The sequence below is a fragment of the Neobacillus rhizosphaerae genome (assembly GCF_937468385.1).
Lineage (GTDB): Bacteria > Bacillota > Bacilli > Bacillales > Cytobacillaceae > Neobacillus > Neobacillus rhizosphaerae.
This window is the reverse complement of record NZ_CALBWS010000002.1, coordinates 117842-135581: the sequence shown is the minus strand read 5'-3', so window position 1 is coordinate 135581 and position 17740 is coordinate 117842. Positions and strand designations below refer to the sequence as shown.

The window sequence follows — 17740 nt, the reverse complement described above, 5'->3', positions numbered from 1 at the left end:
GCAGGCCATTTCTCAAAGTCAAAATTTTATACTTTCTAATCTTTAAAAAAAGGCAGGCTGAACCAGCCTGCCTTTTGAAAACAGACATAATAGGGGGAAGCAAAAAGTGGAGCAAATTTTACTTGAAATAGATAATCATATAGCTCTAGTAACCATTAATCGTGCCGATGCACTCAATGCTTTTAATTACGAAACCCTGCTTGAATTACAAAAGAAGGTAGAAGATATTCGGATTAATCCGGATGTTCGGACGGTCATTTTTAGTGGATCGGGTGAGAAGGCCTTTAGTGTCGGTGCTGATTTAAAAGAGCGAAAAAACCTAACGGATGAGCAAGTGAAACGGAATTTGTTTAAAATTAATGAGGTTTTTAATGCGATTGATCATCTGCCACAGCCAACTATTGCGGCCATAAATGGTTTTGCTTTTGGCGGCGGGATGGAGCTTGCATTGGCCTGTGATTTTCGCTTCGCGGCAAAAGAAGCATTAATGGGTCTAACCGAAACCAGTCTTGCGATTATTCCTGGTGCTGGTGGGACACAGCGGCTTCCTAGACTTATAGGCCAGGCGAAGGCGTTAGAGCTCATCTTAACCGCACGCCGGCTTACAGCCGAGGATGCTTTCCATTTTGGACTTCTTACGAGGGTTGTTGATAGGAAAGATTTATTGAATGAGAGCTTGACCTTTTGCTCGCAATTGCTTGCAAATGGACCTATTGCCTTACAGCAAGCAAAGTTTGCGATAAAAAACGGAATGAATACAGATTTAAATACAGGGCTGCAGATTGAACAAAAGGCATATGAGGTGACACTCCCAACCGAAGATCGAATTGAGGCCCTACAAGCCTTTGCTGAAAAAAGGAAACCTGTCTTTAAAGGGAAATAAACATTACGCCCGCCATATTTATTTTGTTTTAAAAGCCTCTGTTTTGCTGACTTTTTTTTTGTGTTCTAATTCCTCCTTTTTTAACTAAACTAAGTATAGAGAGGCTGTACACAAAGGAGGACAAATCATGGTAAGAAAAATGGGGGTCTACGTAGTTTTGGCCTTTGTCCTATATGGATTATTTTTTTATTGGTATATATTTTATTTTAGCGAATCAAAATTGCCATTTGAATATGCAGGGACAAAAGCTGACCCAACTACATTTCTAAATGGAAGAGAACTGATGTTGAGCGAGGAGTATTCGAAAATAAGGAACCTTCTGTTTTTCTTATCGACTCCGTTCGAATGGCTTTTTTATTTCCTTATTTTATTATTTGGTTTTTCAAAGGCATTTAAGCGCTGGGCAGAGAAGTCCACTAAGTACAGGCTGCTTCAAATAGCCATTTATCTGATCTGGTTATCCTTTTTTGCCTTTTTAGCAACATTTCCTTTAAATTATATTAGTTATTCATTATCAAAGACGTATCATATTTCAACCCAAACCTTTGCCTCCTGGATGAAGGATGAGTTAATTGACTTTTGGATTAATTATGGGACCTGGTTAATCATTGTTCCGGTTTTATACTGGCTGATGAAGAAAAGTCAAAAGCGCTGGTGGCTTTATGGGTGGCTTTTATCTGTCCCCTTTACACTATTTATGATGTTCCTTCAGCCAGTGGTCATAGACCCATTATACAATGATTTCTATCCTTTGAAAAATAAGGAACTGGAAACGAAGATTTTGACACTGGCTGATAAGGCGGAGATTCCCGCCAAGCATGTATTTGAAGTAAATATGGCAGATAAAACGAATGCATTAAATGCCTATGTAACGGGAATTGGCTCCAATGCCAGGATTGTCCTTTGGGATACGACATTAAACAAACTTTCAGATAATCAAATTTTATTTATAATGGCCCATGAAATGTGCCATTATGTCGAGAAACATATTTATTTTGGAATTGGCGGTTATCTACTTCTTTCATTGCTAGGGCTGTATTTGACCTATAGGCTGATGAATTGGGTGGTAGTCCGGTGGGGGAAGGAACTGAGAATTGCAGATGTAAGTGATATTCGTTCACTTCCGTTATTTTTTATTGTTTTGTCCATGCTGTTGTTTGCGTCAAGTCCATTAACAAATCTCGCGTCTCGTTATGAGGAAACACGAGCTGACAGATACGCGATTGAAATGACCAAAAATCCCGAAGCAGCGATTACATCTTTTCAGGAATTAACCAGGTCTGGACTTAGTCAGGTGAATCCACCACTATTAGTTAAAATTTTCCGGTATACTCATCCTTCCATGCTTGATCGCATTTCCAAGCTGGAAGAATACGAAATTAAACATCAAAACAAGGAATAAAAAAATAAGGCTAATGACAATTTTCTTGTCTTTAGTCCCAGATTGTCGAGAAAGGGTATATTTCTTGGCAATTTTTTTATAATGGATTGGCCCTGCTAACTGGCCTGTTGATTTCCGCTCCGGGCACTCGCTTTCCGCGGGGAGGTCCGGGAGCCTCCTCGGCGCTATAGGCGCCTGCGGGGTCTCCCGTGACCTCTATATCCCGCAGGAGTCGAGTGCCCTCCGCTCCAATCAACAGGGTGGCAAATCAACCAAAAGAATTGCATCACACTTTTTCTAACCTGGCTAAGTGTGTCGCAATCTTTTTTATATTTTGGCAGGCTGCTGTAAGGAGAGCCTGTTCACTTGCATTCTCTAATCCCCGTAACCGGCAGTAGCGAAGCCCATGCAGCTCTTTTGAGTCTACGAAGCTTCGCTCCATTTTTTCCTTTCTAAATTTATAAAGCAATTTTCCCGATTTAGATAAGTGATTTAACCTTACCTTTTCCTTGTGCTCCTCCCATACATGTCGTGTTACAACTTTTACCATATTTTTTGAACGTGTACATTGAATAAGTGCGAACTTTTTCAAGAAGAAACGAAAAATCAATATATTTATCAATCAAACGAAGGAGGTGATCATCAGGAACGAATTCATCAATAGACACAAATTCATATTCACTTTGGAAAGATTCTCTTGGTTTAAACATAGATTTCACCTCTTATTTTTTTATTTTTTTGGCTGTGTGAGGACATTATTGAATTTGCACCTGTTGATTGGAGCGGAAGGCGCGAAGACTCCTGCGGGAGTACGGGGCTGGGGAGACCCCGCAGGCGCTTCAGCCGCCGAGGAGACTCCCCGGCACGCCCGCGGAAAGCGAAGCGCCTGGAGCGCAAATCAACAGACATGTCGCATTAATAATATTATAATGAATTAACGCGTTGAAATGTTAAAGTGGCATAAAAAAATAAAGGCTGTCGAAGGTTTTTCGACAGCCTGAGGATAATGACAATTTTCTTGTCTTTAGCCTTTTTTTTCAAAAGAAAGACCGTCTCGAAGACGGTTTAGTGGAAGTAGGTTTTAAGTGCCAAATCGTTTATTAATTTCTTTAAGCTGTTCAGATAAACGGAGAAATGAACCTTTGTCTCGATGATCGATGGCCAAGTCAATTTTACGCAGTAATTTATCCTTTTCAACTGTTAGCTGGACCTCAGATAAGAGCATTTCGATGTATAAATCTTGGACGAAGTTCTCTTTCATTCGATTGCGTTTCATGGCACCAAGCTTCATTAATTCCGTGTATGATTTTTCATTCATGAAAATCACCTCTGATGCTTTTTATTATTATATGGATTTTTTTGATTAATATCAATTAATAATTATAATTTTCTGAAAAATATTTTATTGACATGAATTTTGTGAATAAATTAGCAACAATTTAGAAATATAATGGAATTACAGACCAGTAGTGGTAAGATATGGTGGAAAATATTAAAAGGAGTTGAATGTATTGAAGCAAAAGCAAATTGAGGATTATGAAGTAAATTCATGCACAATGTTTATTCAACCAGTGGAATACGGAAGTAAAACCTATTCCCTGATTTATGAAGTCGAAGATGAATTTTTGTCTCCAGTAAAACCATTGGAGATTATCAAAAATAGCTGCGATTATTTTGGGGCCAACTATGAAAGCAGAAAGAGGGGCTCACGAAAAATAATTGGCAATAAACGAAAGGTACCAATTATGATTGAATCAACCAACCATCTCTTCTTTTTTCCTACCATTTCACCGAATAGTAAGGAGTGTATTTGGATTTCACACGAACATGTTGAGAATTATATCCGCATTGGACCACACCAGACATTAATCACTTTCCAAAATAAACAATCCCACCACTTTCAAGTGCCATACTCTACGATTGAGCATCAAATGTTAAAGACCTCTTTATTAAAAACAAAGATATTGCAAAGAATAGAAAAAAATGAGAGGAAGTTATTTTACTTTTTGAACAGGACTAAGTTATCACATACTTCAGAAAGCTCTCATAAATACGATAGTGATTTTTATGTGAAAGATAAATAAGTACTATTTATTTCAAACGCTAACGGGATAGATGTTTTTTTAATAAATAAGTCTCCATTAATTCTTGAACCTTGTTGCGAATTCTTGGATTAAAGTAATTATGGTTTTCTTCATACCCTTTATAAATAAACATATACATCGTAAAGGCATCGTCCCGTTTTGTTTCAATGACTTGAAGTTTATTCTTTTTCATATACTGTTTTACCTCAGAGAGTTCCCCTTGCACGTCCTTCATTGTTTCCTCAATTAAATCTAAATAAGGCCTTTTTAATTTAAATGGGCTATTTTCCACAACAGCCAAATCTCGGTTTAAGACGATTAGAAGCATCGGTAAATATAAAGCCTTCTCCATGATGTCACGATCATCCTCAGGAATTCTGGTCATCCTGTCATCCGCACCTTTCTATAATTTTCGAACAAATGTTCCTATATAATTTTACTAAAAGGAACCGATAAAAGCAATAGAACTTTTCTTTTACAAAAGCTTGTCGACAATTGGTGGGCTTTCTGGGGCTAATCAGAAGTTATTTTCATAAATTCTGAATGCATAAGTGTGACTATGTCTCATGAACCGACAAAGGCTCGACCATCGTCGAGTCTTCTTTATTGCAAAAATTGGCCAATATATGAGAAAGTTTTCATTAATAGAAGGATATATGAAAGGGGAAAATGAATTTAATGAAGAAACCTTGAAAAAGAAAAAACAGTCATATATAGGTGAAGTTTAAAAATATAGCGAATGGGTGATAAACAATGAGAGCAGATAAACATCAAAATAGGAAAAAGAGAAGATGGACGTCCATTTTGCTTGTATTCTTACTATTAATTGGTGCAGTGGCAGGTTATGCTTATTTCCAATATAAACAAGGAGTAAACCAATCATTAAACAAGATAAATAAGGATAAAAAACAAGCAAATGTTGTCTATACATTTGAAGGAAAAAAGGATCAGTATGGAGACACGAATATCCTATTGCTTGGAAGCGATGCACGGGGAAAAGAAAAGGCCCGGGCAGATATGATCATGATTGCTCATTATAATGAAGATAAAGGGACTTTTAAGCTTACTTCTATTATGAGAGATAGTTACGTGGAAATCCCAGGTCATGGCAAGCATAAAATTAATTCTGCCTTTGCCAGCGGGGGCCCGGAATTAATGAGGCAGACGATTAAACAGAATTTTGATATTGACCTGCAATATTACGCCATTGTGGATTTTCAAGGGTTTGTTCAACTGATTGATGAAGCTTTCCCAGATGGAGTAGAAATAGATGTTGAGAAAAAAATGGAGAAAAATATTTATATGACGTTAGAGCCCGGTCTGCAAAAATTAAATGGTACACAAATGCTTGGCTATGTTCGCTTCCGTCATGATGCTATTGGAGACTTTGGAAGGGTGGAACGTCAGCAAAAGGCAATCAAGGCGATTAGAGACCAATTAAGTGGCTTCCAAACGATTACCAAACTCCCAAAATTAATTGGTGTCCTCAGTCCATACGTAAATACAAACATGGCTACTTCGGATATGTTATTTATTGGTAAGGACTTCTTTTCCAATAAAAAGGGCACGATGGCCACTCTAAGAATCCCAGTTGAAAATAGTTTTACTGAACCACGAATAAAAGGGGAAGGAGCCGTTTTGGATATTGATGTCGAAAAAAATAAACAGGCACTTCACCAATTTATTATACAATAGTAAATTTCAACCAAAGAAAAAATAAAGGAGAAATGGGATGGACATTGAATCAATAAAAGCTTGGTTTACGCTTGAAAATATTATGAATCTCATACAGGAATATCGAGCCCTAGGTCCAATACCCGGAATATTGCTACCTGTCATTGAAGCATTTTTTCCGTTTCTCCCACTGTTTTTATTTGTAATGGCCAATGCAAATGCCTTTGGACTTTGGCTTGGATTTTTATATTCATGGCTAGGAGCGTGTATAGGAGCATTCTTAGTTTTTATCCTAATCAGAAAATATGGACAAAGAAGGATATTTGCTTTTTTGTCCAAACACCCGAAGGTCCGTAAGCTAATGGACTGGGTGGACCGTCATGGATTTGGCCCACTTTTTTTATTGCTTTGTTTTCCATTTACACCATCAGCTGTCGTAAACATCGTTGCCGGTCTCTCGAAAATAAGAATGGCCCAATATATGTTGGCCGTTTGTATTGGAAAAATGGTGATGATTTTTACGATGAGCTTTATTGGTTATGATATTCGTTCATTGATTACTAAGCCCTACCGGACGGTCCTAGTATTAATTATTATTTTTCTTCTTTGGTATGTTGGCAAAAGAATTGAAGGAAGAATGAATAAGGGAACGGAAAATGACCATAATGGAGAAATAGATAGAAACAAAGAAAAGGAGAAAAGGAGGAGGCTCTATGAAAATTGAATGGAAAAAGGAAGGCATGGAATGGGTTAAGGCTTTCGCAATTGGAATTATTATTTTTGCTTTTATTCGTACATTTTTCTTTTCCAACTATGTAGTAGAAGGCGAATCAATGATGCCGACACTGCAGGACGGAAATAAGCTGGTTGTCAATAAGCTAGGGTATCAAGTTGGAGAGTTGAATCGATTTGATGTCATTGTGTTTCATGCCAATCAGAAAGAGGATTTTGTCAAACGTATTATTGGACTGCCAGGTGATAAAATTGAATATCGAAATGATGAGTTGTATATTAACGGACATAAGTATGAGGAGCCGTTTTTAAAGGTCTATAAACAAAAAGCACATGGGATGAGGATAACGGGTGATTTCAGTTTGAAGGAAATTACCGGAGAAAATACAGTTCCTGATGGAAAAATATTTGTCCTTGGTGATAATCGACTGGGAAGCTGGGATAGCCGCCAATTCGGCTTCATATCTACCCACCAGGTTGTTGGAAAGGTGGACCTGCGTTACTGGCCATTAAATGAAATGGATATTCATTTTTAAATGCATATTGTGAAGCGAGGAGCACGATTTAAAAATCGTGTTTTTTTGTTTTAGGCTATGTTAATGCTCATTGTTGATTTTGCCAATATGTTGATTAGAGTGGAAGGCGCGAGACTCCTGCGGGAAAAGCAGGTCAAGGGAGACCCCGCAGGCGCGAATAGCGCCGAGGAGGCTCCCGACCGCCCGCGGAAAGCGAGTGCCTGGAGCGGAAATCAACAGACAAGTTTAACATAGCCTTGTTTTAAAAAAAGATTTACCATTTTTGGTTGGATTCTGTTTATTGTCATCCAAACGTTTGTGCTTATTTTATGGTAGAATGAAAGATACAGAGTTTAAGAGGAAAGCGAGGTTAGTATATGTCATTAAGAATGGTAATCGGGCGGTCAGGTAGCGGTAAAACAGCGATGTTTCTTGATGAAATAAAAAAAAGACTTATAGAAAAACCAGAAGGAACACCGCTTATTTATATCGTGCCTGAACAAATGACGTTTCTTTCAGAATATCGCTTAGCAACAGACTCAAGCGTTGGTGGAATGATTCGAGCCCAGGTCTTTAGCTTTTCTCGTCTAGCATGGAGAATTCTACAGGAAACAGGTGGTATTAGCCGCGTACATTTAAGTAGTGTCGGGATGAGTATGCTAATTCGTAAAATTATCGAAGAAAAGAAGGAACAATTAAAGCTTTTTCAACGGGCTGCAGATAAAAATGGGTTTGTTCAGCAATTGGAGCAAATGATTACCGAATTTAAGAGGTACTGCATTAGCCCAGAGGAGCTAATTCATGGGACAGTCCTGCTTGGCTCAAACGACAATTCTGCTTCTAAAGCATTAAAAGATAAATTAACTGATTTAGAACTTATCTATCAAAAATTTGAAGAAGAAATTTTTGGCAAATATATTGATTCCGAAGATTACTTTCACCTGTTAGCTGAGAAAGTGTCTTCCTCCGCTTACTTAAAAGAGGCCGAAATCTACATTGATGGTTTTTATACCTTTTCACCTCAAGAATATCGCATCATACAAGAATTGATGATGCATTGTAGAAAAGTTTCAATTGCGATGACAACGGATCGTTTGCTGTTCGATTCTACACCAGATGAACTTGAGTTGTTCCGCGTCTCAGGTGAGACTTGCAAATCCATTTATGAATTAGCAAGAGCTGAAGGCATTGAAATTGATAAACCTGTTATTTTAGATGAGCAGAAAAAGTGGAATCAACCTTCCTTACGTCATTTAGAGGAAAAATTTGATGACCGCCCGGTAGCTGTTTTTCATGGGGAAACGGCTATTCACATCCATCAGGCGGCCAATCGAAGAGCCGAGATTGAAGGAATTGCCCGTGAAATTCGTCATACAGTCCGGACGAATGGTTACCGCTACCGGGATATCGCCTTGTTAATTAGAAATGGCGGCGATTATCATGAGATTGTCGAGCCTGTATTCGCGGATTATCAAATTCCTTATTTTATCGATCAGAAAAGGACAATGCTGAATCATCCCCTTATTGAGTTAATACGCTCAAGTCTTGAAGTGATTATTTCTTATTGGCGCTATGAACCAGTATTTAGAGCGATAAAAACTGAATTGTTATATCCATTGCAGGAAAATCCCATTAAAATGCGCGAGAAACTGGACAAGCTGGAGAATTATGTTCTGGCTTACGGCATCAACGGGAGTAAGTGGATGAAAAAGGACCGCTGGGTTTATCGGCGTATTAGAGGCCTGGATTTAGAGGCAAATGTTCAAACTGATACAGAAAAAACGATAGAACAAGAATTAAATGAACTAAAGCTTATGATAACAGCACCCATTTTACGACTGTCAAGACGTTTGAAAAAAGCAGATTCTGGACGAAAGCTTTGTGAAGCTGTCTATTTATATTTAGAAGAATTAGAAATTCCGGAAAAGCTTGAAAACTGGAAAGCGGCTGCGGAAGAAAAGGGCAATCTTGTTCAGATGCGTGAACACGAACAAGTATGGAATGCAGTTGTTGACCTTCTTGATCAATATGTAGAAATATTAGGAGAAGAGTCCGTTTCGTTAAAGGCATTTGCCACCATTCTAGAGGCAGGCTTTGAATCGTTACATTTTTCGCTGATTCCTCCGGCCCTTGACCAAGTGTTGATTGGAGATTTAGAAAAATCAAGGCTAAATGAAATCAAAGTTGTTTTCATCGTCGGGGTCAATGAAGGAGTAATGCCAGCAAAAATTTCTGATGAAGGAATACTTGCTGATGAAGACAGGGAAATGTTATTAGCTGCAGGGATTACCGTTGCACCAAGCAGCCGAATACGCTTACTGGATGAAAACTTCATAGCATATAAAGCATTTACAGCCCCATCTGAAAGGCTATATATCAGCTATCCGCTCGCCAATGATGAAGGCAAAGCGTTAATTCCTTCTTCGTATATTAAAAGAATAAAAGATATGTTCCCAGATGCTAATGAGCAGTTCTATGTCAGTGATCCTGCGCAAATTTCGGAACAGGATCAGCTAAGTCTTGTTTCCAATTTAACGACTGCTTTGTCCTACCTCAATGGCCAGCTGCAATTGAAAAAGCGAAATTATCCAATTTCCGATATGTGGTGGGATGTGTATAACTATTATCTGGAGAGCGCGTGGAAGGAAAAAGCCCAAAAAGTTTTTTCGAGTCTTTTTTATTCCAACGGGACGGTCCAGCTATCGAGAGATTCAGCAGTTGAATTATATGGAGAGACCATACAGGTAAGTGTTTCCAGAATGGAATTATATAACTCTTGCGCCTTTTCTCATTTCACACAGCATGGGCTAAAGCTACGCGAACGGCAAATTTTTCGTTTAGAAGCTCCTGACATTGGTGAGCTTTTTCATGCTGCGATAAAGCATATTTCTGATACTGTTAACAATCAAAAGATTTCTTGGGCTCAGTTGACAAAACAACAATGTGAGGAACTGTCAAAGGAGGCGGTCAACGCTTTAGCGCCGAAGCTACAAAATGAAATATTGCTAAGCTCAGAACGCCATCATTATATAAAACGAAAATTGGAGCAAATTATTACCCGGGCTTCACTCGTATTAAGTGAACATGCAAAAGTAAGTGGATTCTCGCCGATCGGCTTGGAATTGGGTTTTGGAGCAAATGCGAAGCTGCCGCCATTAAGCTTCTCATTGAAAAATGGAAAGAAAATGGAGTTAGCTGGAAGGATTGACCGGGTCGACCAAGCGAAGGGTGAAGACGATAGTGTTTATTTACGGGTCATTGATTATAAATCGAGTGAAAAGGATGTCAATTTGAGTGAAGTGTATTACGGACTTGCCCTGCAAATGTTAACCTATCTAGATATTGTTATAACCCATTCCAATCAATTAGTGGAGACGAAAGCAAGCCCGGCAGGAGTTCTTTATTTCCATGTCCATAATCCATTTATTAATACGACCAAAATGCTTACAATCGATGAAATTGAAAACGAAATGATGAAAAAGTTTAAGATGAATGGATTAATGGTGAGCGACCAAAATGTCATTCGAATGATGGACCAATCGCTAGAATCCGGTGATTCGCAGATTATTTCAGCAGGAATTAAAAAAGATGGAAATTTATCAAAAAAATCAAAGGTCGCAAGTTTAAACGAATTTGATCACCTGAAGACTTATGTGCGTCAGATGTATCAAAAAACAGGCAATGCCATTATCGATGGACAGATAGACATTTCCCCTTATAAATTAAAAGACAAAATACCATGTACGTTTTGCTCCTTTAAATCGGTTTGTCAATTTGATGAATCGATTGAAAATAATCGTTTCCGGATGCTCACACCGCATTCGAAGGAAGATGTTTTGGATCTTATAAAGAAGGAGGTAGAGGAGAATGAGTAATTTCGTTATTCCACCAAAGCCGGAAGGGGTAACATGGACAGATGACCAATGGAAAGCGATTAAGGCAAGAGATAAGGATATCCTTGTTGCTGCAGCAGCAGGATCAGGAAAAACAGCTGTTCTTGTTGAAAGAATTATCCGAAAAATTCTTGCAAACGAAGACCCAATCGATGTTGATGAATTATTGGTAGTGACATTTACGAACGCATCGGCAGCGGAAATGCGTCATCGGATTGGTGAAGCATTAGAAAAGGCGATTGATCAGGATCCCTCCTCCCGTCATTTAAGGAAACAGCTCGGTTTATTGAATAAGGCCTCGATTTCGACACTCCACTCCTTTTGTATGGAGGTCATCCGTAAATATTATTACTTAATTGATGTTGATCCCGGCTTCCGAATCGCCGATGAAACTGAGGCTCAGCTAATGAGGGATGAAGTTATCGATGAACTATTTGAAGAGGAATATGGAAGAAAAAATAATGGGGCATTTTTCAACTTGGTGGATTCGTTCACCAGTGATCGAAGTGATACCGCCTTACAGGATATCGTGCGCTCAATCTATGAGTTTGCTCGTTCAAACCCTCTGCCAGACCAGTATTTACACGGGGTTGTGTCGATGTATGATGTGGATGATATGACAAATGTAGAGGATCTTCCATTTATTCAGGCACTCCTTTTTGATATTGAACTTCAATTTGAAGCAGCTAAAGAGATGATTAAGCAGGGCCTGGAGATAACGAAGCTTCCAAATGGTCCGGCACCAAGAGCAGAAAACTTTTTAGATGATATTAACGTCATTGATACGTTAATAGTGGCACAACAGGAATCCTGGGCGACGCTATATCAAGCGATGCAAACCTGGTCTTTTTCAAGGGCGAAACCGCTGAAAAAGGATCAGTATGACACAGTATTGTCAGATAAAGCTCAAAAGCTCCGTGAAAAAGCGAAGAAAAAAATCCAAGACATTAAGGAAGAACTCTTTTCCCGAAAGCCGGAGGGCTTTTTACGGGATATGGTAGAGATGCGCCCTTTAATCGGCACCCTTGTTTATCTTGTGAAAGAATTTTCCGTGCGGTTTGAAAAAGCTAAAAGAGAAAAAGGGCTGGTTGACTATTCGGACTTAGAACATTACTGTCTGGAGATATTGACAGGTGAAATCTCAATTGAAGGGAAGTTTCTTCCATCGGAAGCAGCACTTGCTTATAAAAGACATTTTAAAGAAGTATATTGCGATGAATATCAGGATACGAATATGGTTCAGGAAACCATTTTAAGGCTGGTAACGCAAGAGGATGAGAAGAATGGCAACCTGTTCATGGTCGGAGATGTCAAGCAATCCATTTATCGGTTTCGTTTAGCTGAGCCCAATCTTTTTTTAGGAAAATATAATCGCTTTACTGTTGATGGTAAAGCAACAGGACTACGAATTGATTTAGCACGTAATTTCAGAAGCAGAAAAGAAATACTCGATGCAACCAACTATTTATTTAAACAAATTATGGGTGTTAAGGTTGGCGAAATCGAATATGATGAAGCTGCGGAATTGCGAAATGGGGCGCCATATCCCGAGGAGGAGCCGTTTCCGGTAGAGATTATGCTGATTGACCAAACAAGTGAAAATTCAGATACAGCTTCAGATACAGTATTAGAGGCTGAAGCAGAACCGGTTGGATTTGATACAGCAGACCTTGAGCAGTCACAATTAGAAGCAAGAGTGATTGCGGCGAAAATTAAAGAATTGATTGCGAATGGAGCACCGGTCTATAATGCTAAAACGGAGTCCAGCAGACCGATGATGTATCGGGATGTAGTGATCCTTCTTCGTTCGATGACCTGGGCGCCGCAAATTATCGAGGAGTTCAAGCAGCAAGGGATTCCGATTTATGCGAATCTCTCAACCGGTTATTTTGAAGCAACGGAAGTGGCGGTTATGATGTCGCTGCTTAGAGTGATTGATAATCCATTTCAGGACATTCCATTAGCGTCCGTGTTACGTTCTCCTATTGTTGGTTTGAACGAGGAAGAGTTGGCAAAAATTCGCATCCATCAAAAACGTGGTTCATTTTGGGAGGCGGTTTCCGCTTTTTGTGCTAGCAAATCTGCTGAAAGCTCAGAAGAATTTTATGAAAAAGTCCGCCGTTTTAATGATTTACTAAAAAACTGGCGTGGACTGGCTCGTCAAGGATCGCTGTCCGAACTGATTTGGCAGCTATACCGCGACACACAATTTTACGATTTTGTCGGTGGCCTCCCAGGAGGGAAGCAGCGTCAGGCTAACTTAAGAGCCTTGTACGACAGGGCCCGACAATATGAAAAAACCTCCTTCCGCGGCCTATTTCGTTTTTTACGTTTTATCGAGCGAATGATTGAAAGAGGAAACGACCTCGGTGCAGCTCGAGCACTTGGTGAGCAGGAAGATGTTGTTCGGATTATGACCATTCATAGCAGTAAGGGCCTTGAATTTCCTGTTGTTTTTATAGCTGGAATGGCGAGAAACTTTAATATGGCTGATATTCGCAAATCATATATGCTCGATAAAGAATTTGGATTTGCGGCAAAGTACGTAAATGCAGAGAAGCGAATTTCTTATCCGTCTCTTCCGCAGATTGCTTTTAAGCGAAAAAAGAAAATGGAAATGCTCGCTGAAGAAATGCGCGTATTATATGTGGCGATGACAAGGGCGAAAGAAAAGCTATACATGACAGCAACATTAAAGGATGCAATGAAAAAAATAGACAAGTGGATTGACGTTTCCTCGAATACGGAATGGTTGCTAAAGGATTATGAGCGAGCGTCGGCAATGAGTTATATCGATTGGGTTGGCCCGGCCCTGATCCGCCATCAAGACTGCAGAGATTTAAGGGTAACAGGAGAGACTTATGAGCTTGTTCCAGAAGATATCAGTAGGCATCCTTCCTCCTGGGAAATTTCATTAATCAGTGCTGAAGAAATCGGAAAACAGGAATTGGCTTTAGAAAAGGAAGACGATCAATTCTTGAAGAGGGTTCAAAAAGCACAGACTGTCTCGATAGCATCTGCATTCGCTGAAGAAATAAAGTCCCGGTTAACATGGGAATATTCTTTTTTAAGTGCTGCGACCCACCGCTCAAAACAATCGGTATCTGAAATCAAACGGCAAAAGGAAATGGCTGATGAGCAAAGTGGTACAGACCTAGTTCGCAACTTTAAAAAATCCATTGTCAAACGGCCGAAGTTTATGCAGGAAAAACAATTAACACCTGCTGAACGGGGGACAGCTATGCATATGGTGATGCAGCATGTCGATTTGACAAAGGCAGTAAGTGAAGCCACCATTAACACACAGTTAATCTGGATGGTCAACAATGAATTGTTAACTCCAGAGCAAGCTGAGGTCATTGACTGCAAATTGATTGTTCAATTTTTCAATTCCAATTTAGGGCAAAGATATTTTCATGCAAAAGCCATTCATAGGGAGATTCCGTTTACACTTTCCTTGCCTGCCACAGATGTTTATCCAGCATGGACAGGAGCGGAAGAATCTGTATTTGTGCAAGGAATAATTGACTGCATCCTTGAGGATGAAAACGGCTTAGTTCTGATTGATTATAAATCGGATGGTATAACTGGCAGATATAAAGGCGGTTTTTACCAAGCTAAACCAATCCTCGAAGAAAGATATAGGCTCCAGATCAATTTATATACAAGAGCGATTGAACAAATTTGGAAACGAAATGTCGTTGAGAGATATTTATTTTTCTTTGATGGTGCTCAGATATTAAAATTAGAAAATGAGTAAAAAAATGACATAGACCACGAAAATGGTTTATGTCATTTTCTTGCTCCTTGACCTATGTACTTCGCCCTTTTCCCTTCGATAATTTAACACGGAAAAGCTAACGCTCTCCGTATTTCCTTTATCTCAGTCAAAGCGCTCCAGTCCATACTCTACGCAAAGGAAGCGTGCTTTTCATATTTTAATTATTCCCCACTATAGGCTGGTCAATTACATTTGTGTCTAAAACATTGGTGCCACTTATACCATTATTCGCGATGATAATGCCACCGGTATTAAATCCTCCAGAGCCTGAAAAAGTTTTTGTGCTGCTCTTTGGTGAGATATAAACGGTATCTCCGAATTGCACAATTCCGCCACTTACATTAATGATTTGTACTGGACCAATAATCGCTGGCATCACAGACATCCTTTTCAATAATCCTATAAAATAAGATATGCTTTTATCACATATCTTGTTCGTGTCCTTCTGGCAGCAACTGGCGTATGTGCTTTACCCTTGACTCCATTGAAATATGCTTACTATTACCAACGTGCAGAATAGACGAGGACGATACCCCGATGATGTCAATATTTTGCACCTTTATTAAAGGCATAGGATTGTGGGGTATGAAAGAAAATACTTCATAAATTGGCTGAAAGGGGATGGGCTCGGAAAACACACGATAGGCAGCAAAATTCCCTTCATCCCCAAACTCAATTTCTGCTTCCCTTTGAACAGCAAGGGCACGGGAAAGTCCGTTAATGATGCATGAATCTCCTAGTTGTAATAAGGAGGCAAAGGATATAATATTTACGTTAATTTTGTCTACCTTGGAAGTTCGCTGAAACATACTCAAGTCCTTTCCGGTGCTAAGGGAACAAATGGTCCGATTATTAACGATTCTGCAGGTGTATCAAAGGTAGCTGCTAGTTGGATTGTTTCCGTATCACCAACCATCACGATAGAGGAGCTTGCTACTCCAATGATTCTTATATCTCCTACACAAAGATCCCGATTATAGACTTCAAAGATCATTCTGGTTTCATTCCTTTCACATTTTCAGGTAATTGATTTATGAAAACAAATACACCATTTTGAATTTCCTGTTTTAATACTTCAATGATTTGTATGTCTGCGTCGGATCCATTCTCAATGGAGCGATTTTGGGCTTTGGAAGCCTTTAGATGAAATTCAATCCGATTAGGCAGCTGTTTGATAATATCTTCTTTAATGAAGGCTAAATAGGAGTCACTTGGTTCCATATTAAACTTCTTCTGGGTATCCACAATGATTTGTGGTAAATCTGTTTCTAAATATCGATAAATGGCTTCTTCAATTTTCATCGATCTTTGCATTTGAGCTTTTGGAGAAAAAGGGGAAGTTAGTGTTTGATTCTGCACTGCAAAATCCTCAATTTCGGACAAATCGGAAGGATTTAAGCCAATGTTTAAAGTGCCTTCAAGAGTCTCAACCTTCAATTGATCAAATTTATATTCAATTTTATCTACATGGATAAGCTTCTTTTCGTTCAATTGCTGAATCTCTTCTTTCATTTTTTGAACCGTTGTCTCTAAGGAGACAATTCTTTTTTCTTGTGCTTGAATATACATCTGCATCCCTTGAAGGTATTGGTAAACATCTTGATACATTTTATCACCTCACTAAATGATCTCCTTCTCTTCCAGTAACTTGTAGTTTATTATTGAAGGTTGTTAACCATTAGATGAATTCCTTTTCCAGTCTTCTGACCGGTGCTTGTAATGGAACTGCAGGTCCTTCTATTAGGCCAGTGGGTGACACCCCTCCGAATGGTTTATGTGCGCTTGGCGCAGGTTGGGTAAATCCTCCGGTATTATATAAATTTGCTTGAGGCTTTATAATCCCGGCACTGCCAATTTGCAGGACAGAGGAGTTGGTAATCCCGCCAATTTTGATATAATTAATTTGAATGCACTGCTGGATATAAAAATTCATGTTTGACCACCCATTTATCACATATTAAGGAAATTTCCTTGATCAAGAACATCCTGATCATTTGTATTGGTAGAACTTACACTGTTTTGGACGTTTAAACTCTCACCAGTATTAAAGGAACCAGCACCGGAGAAGGTTTTTGCATTAGAGAATGGCATAATTTTATAGACATCCCCAATGTGGAAAATAGAGCTGTTACCAAGTGTAATGACTTGTGCAACCCCAACTATTGCTGGCATATTCAACACCCTTTTTATCATAATCTTTTTACATCTTATGTATGGGCGAATGCAATGTGAATCATTCGCCCAAATAAAGTGAAGAGGGAGGTTAAAGATTTTAAAAAACGAATAATTTTTATATTGTAAGGATAAAAAATAAAAATAGTTATAATTACCTATGTTTTTTGACAAAAATGATAAAAAAGTAGGATATTCGATGGATTCAAAAGGTACTATGATGGGAGTATGAGATCAGTCAGGAAAAATAAACACTGATTCTCGATAAAGGCAAAACTGATGAAAATCAGTGACGCAAAGCTACAGGGGCTAAGGTGCATTTGCACTATGCCAGCCAGTTACCGAAGGATTAGGGTGTTTCATATTAGATATTCTATGTTTGCATGGGACTACGCCTATGTTTTCATTGATGTGCTTTGTCTATTAACCCCCCTTTCGGTAAAGGTGGGGTTATTTCATTTGTAAGGAGGTAAAATAATGAAAGTCGTGAATCTTTCAAACGGAACCTGCAAACAACTGGGCAACCTAGCAGGACACGACTTGTTAATCCAACCCTGCCAATCGATCCATTCCTCCTTCATGTATTTACATTATCCAAAGTTGCAGAGTAAAAAATGATTAGTTA

At 38.9% G+C, this 17740-nt stretch carries 18 protein-coding genes, 1 pseudogene and 1 riboswitch; of the genes and pseudogenes, 9 read left to right on the top strand and 10 right to left on the bottom strand.

Translation table 11 applies throughout. The features are described 5' to 3' along the window. The first annotated feature begins 106 nt into the window (after positions 1-106). Positions 107-883 carry an enoyl-CoA hydratase-related protein gene (locus tag M5A78_RS03405; RefSeq protein ID WP_248733881.1) on the top strand — a complete coding sequence of 259 codons (777 nt, stop codon included), beginning with the start codon at positions 107-109 and terminating at the stop codon, positions 881-883. Between the two features lie 127 nt (positions 884-1010). Continuing rightward, positions 1011-2285 (top strand): M48 family metallopeptidase, encoded by a 1275-nt coding sequence (locus tag M5A78_RS03400; RefSeq protein ID WP_248733880.1) that lies wholly within the window; start codon positions 1011-1013, stop codon positions 2283-2285. Between the two features lie 265 nt (positions 2286-2550). On the opposite strand, the pseudogene M5A78_RS03395 reads toward M5A78_RS03400, so the two are convergent. From M5A78_RS03395 to M5A78_RS03385, 3 genes and pseudogenes are all read right to left on the bottom strand, one after another. Then, positions 2551-2841: pseudogene (locus M5A78_RS03395) on the bottom strand (transposase); the annotation flags it as partial. Further along, positions 2744-2974 (bottom strand): hypothetical protein, encoded by a 231-nt coding sequence (locus M5A78_RS03390; protein ID WP_248734022.1) that lies wholly within the window; start codon positions 2972-2974, stop codon positions 2744-2746. The pseudogene M5A78_RS03395 and the gene M5A78_RS03390, both read right to left, overlap by 98 nt. 371 nt (positions 2975-3345) lie before the next feature. Next, complete coding sequence (locus M5A78_RS03385; RefSeq protein ID WP_248733879.1) at positions 3346-3582, bottom strand: IDEAL domain-containing protein; 237 nt, start codon at positions 3580-3582, stop codon at positions 3346-3348. A 193-nt stretch (positions 3583-3775) separates the two neighbouring features. On the opposite strand from M5A78_RS03385, the gene M5A78_RS03380 reads away from it, so the two are divergent. Further along, entirely contained in the window at positions 3776-4348 is a 573-nt protein-coding gene (locus tag M5A78_RS03380; RefSeq protein ID WP_248733878.1) for a competence protein ComK, read from the top strand. Between the two features lie 19 nt (positions 4349-4367). Here M5A78_RS03380 and M5A78_RS03375 read toward each other — a convergent pair whose 3' ends face one another. After that, positions 4368-4733: a hypothetical protein gene (locus tag M5A78_RS03375; RefSeq protein ID WP_248733877.1), complete on the bottom strand. Its 366-nt coding sequence runs from the start codon at positions 4731-4733 to the stop codon at positions 4368-4370. Between the two features lie 368 nt (positions 4734-5101). Between M5A78_RS03375 and M5A78_RS03370 the strand changes: the two genes are divergently transcribed. The 5 genes from M5A78_RS03370 to addA all read left to right on the top strand — a co-directional run bounded on the left by M5A78_RS03370 (position 5102) and on the right by addA (position 14922). Beyond that, entirely contained in the window at positions 5102-6043 is a 942-nt protein-coding gene (locus M5A78_RS03370) for an LCP family protein (protein WP_248733876.1), read from the top strand. Between the two features lie 37 nt (positions 6044-6080). Further along, complete coding sequence (locus tag M5A78_RS03365; protein WP_248733875.1) at positions 6081-6746, top strand: TVP38/TMEM64 family protein; 666 nt, start codon at positions 6081-6083, stop codon at positions 6744-6746. After that, positions 6736-7290: a signal peptidase I gene (lepB, locus tag M5A78_RS03360; protein ID WP_248733874.1), complete on the top strand. Its 555-nt coding sequence runs from the start codon at positions 6736-6738 to the stop codon at positions 7288-7290. Before M5A78_RS03365 ends, lepB begins: the two co-directional genes overlap by 11 nt. Positions 7291-7646: 356 nt before the next feature. After that, positions 7647-11144: a helicase-exonuclease AddAB subunit AddB gene (gene addB / locus M5A78_RS03355; protein ID WP_248733873.1), complete on the top strand. Its 3498-nt coding sequence runs from the start codon at positions 7647-7649 to the stop codon at positions 11142-11144. Next, positions 11137-14922, top strand: coding sequence for a helicase-exonuclease AddAB subunit AddA (gene addA, locus M5A78_RS03350; RefSeq protein WP_248733872.1), 3786 nt, complete (start codon positions 11137-11139; stop codon positions 14920-14922). Before addB ends, addA begins: the two co-directional genes overlap by 8 nt. Positions 14923-15100: 178 nt before the next feature. Here the strand turns inward: addA and M5A78_RS03345 are convergent, their stop codons facing one another. From M5A78_RS03345 to M5A78_RS03320, 6 genes are all read right to left on the bottom strand, one after another. Beyond that, a complete protein-coding gene (locus tag M5A78_RS03345; RefSeq protein ID WP_248734017.1) occupies positions 15101-15319 on the bottom strand; it encodes a spore germination protein in 219 nt (72 codons plus the stop codon). Between the two features lie 46 nt (positions 15320-15365). After that, positions 15366-15752, bottom strand: a complete 387-nt coding sequence (locus M5A78_RS03340; protein ID WP_248733871.1) for a spore germination protein GerPE — start codon at positions 15750-15752, stop codon at positions 15366-15368. 2 nt (positions 15753-15754) lie between these two features. Continuing rightward, positions 15755-15937, bottom strand: a complete 183-nt coding sequence (locus M5A78_RS03335) for a spore gernimation protein GerPD (RefSeq protein ID WP_248733870.1) — start codon at positions 15935-15937, stop codon at positions 15755-15757. Next, positions 15934-16551 (bottom strand): spore germination protein GerPC, encoded by a 618-nt coding sequence (gene gerPC / locus M5A78_RS03330; RefSeq protein ID WP_248733869.1) that lies wholly within the window; start codon positions 16549-16551, stop codon positions 15934-15936. The genes M5A78_RS03335 and gerPC overlap by 4 nt, the downstream gene beginning before the upstream one ends. A gap of 70 nt (positions 16552-16621) precedes the next feature. After that, positions 16622-16876: a spore germination protein GerPB gene (locus tag M5A78_RS03325; RefSeq protein ID WP_248733868.1), complete on the bottom strand. Its 255-nt coding sequence runs from the start codon at positions 16874-16876 to the stop codon at positions 16622-16624. A 17-nt stretch (positions 16877-16893) separates the two neighbouring features. Next, positions 16894-17115, bottom strand: coding sequence for a spore germination protein (locus M5A78_RS03320; protein ID WP_248733867.1), 222 nt, complete (start codon positions 17113-17115; stop codon positions 16894-16896). A 259-nt stretch (positions 17116-17374) separates the two neighbouring features. Next, positions 17375-17461, top strand: a riboswitch (cyclic di-GMP riboswitch). Positions 17462-17592: 131 nt separating this feature from the next. Here M5A78_RS03320 and M5A78_RS03315 point away from each other — a divergent pair. Next, positions 17593-17733, top strand: a complete 141-nt coding sequence (locus tag M5A78_RS03315) for a hypothetical protein (RefSeq protein ID WP_248733866.1) — start codon at positions 17593-17595, stop codon at positions 17731-17733. Positions 17734-17740 lie beyond the last annotated feature (7 nt).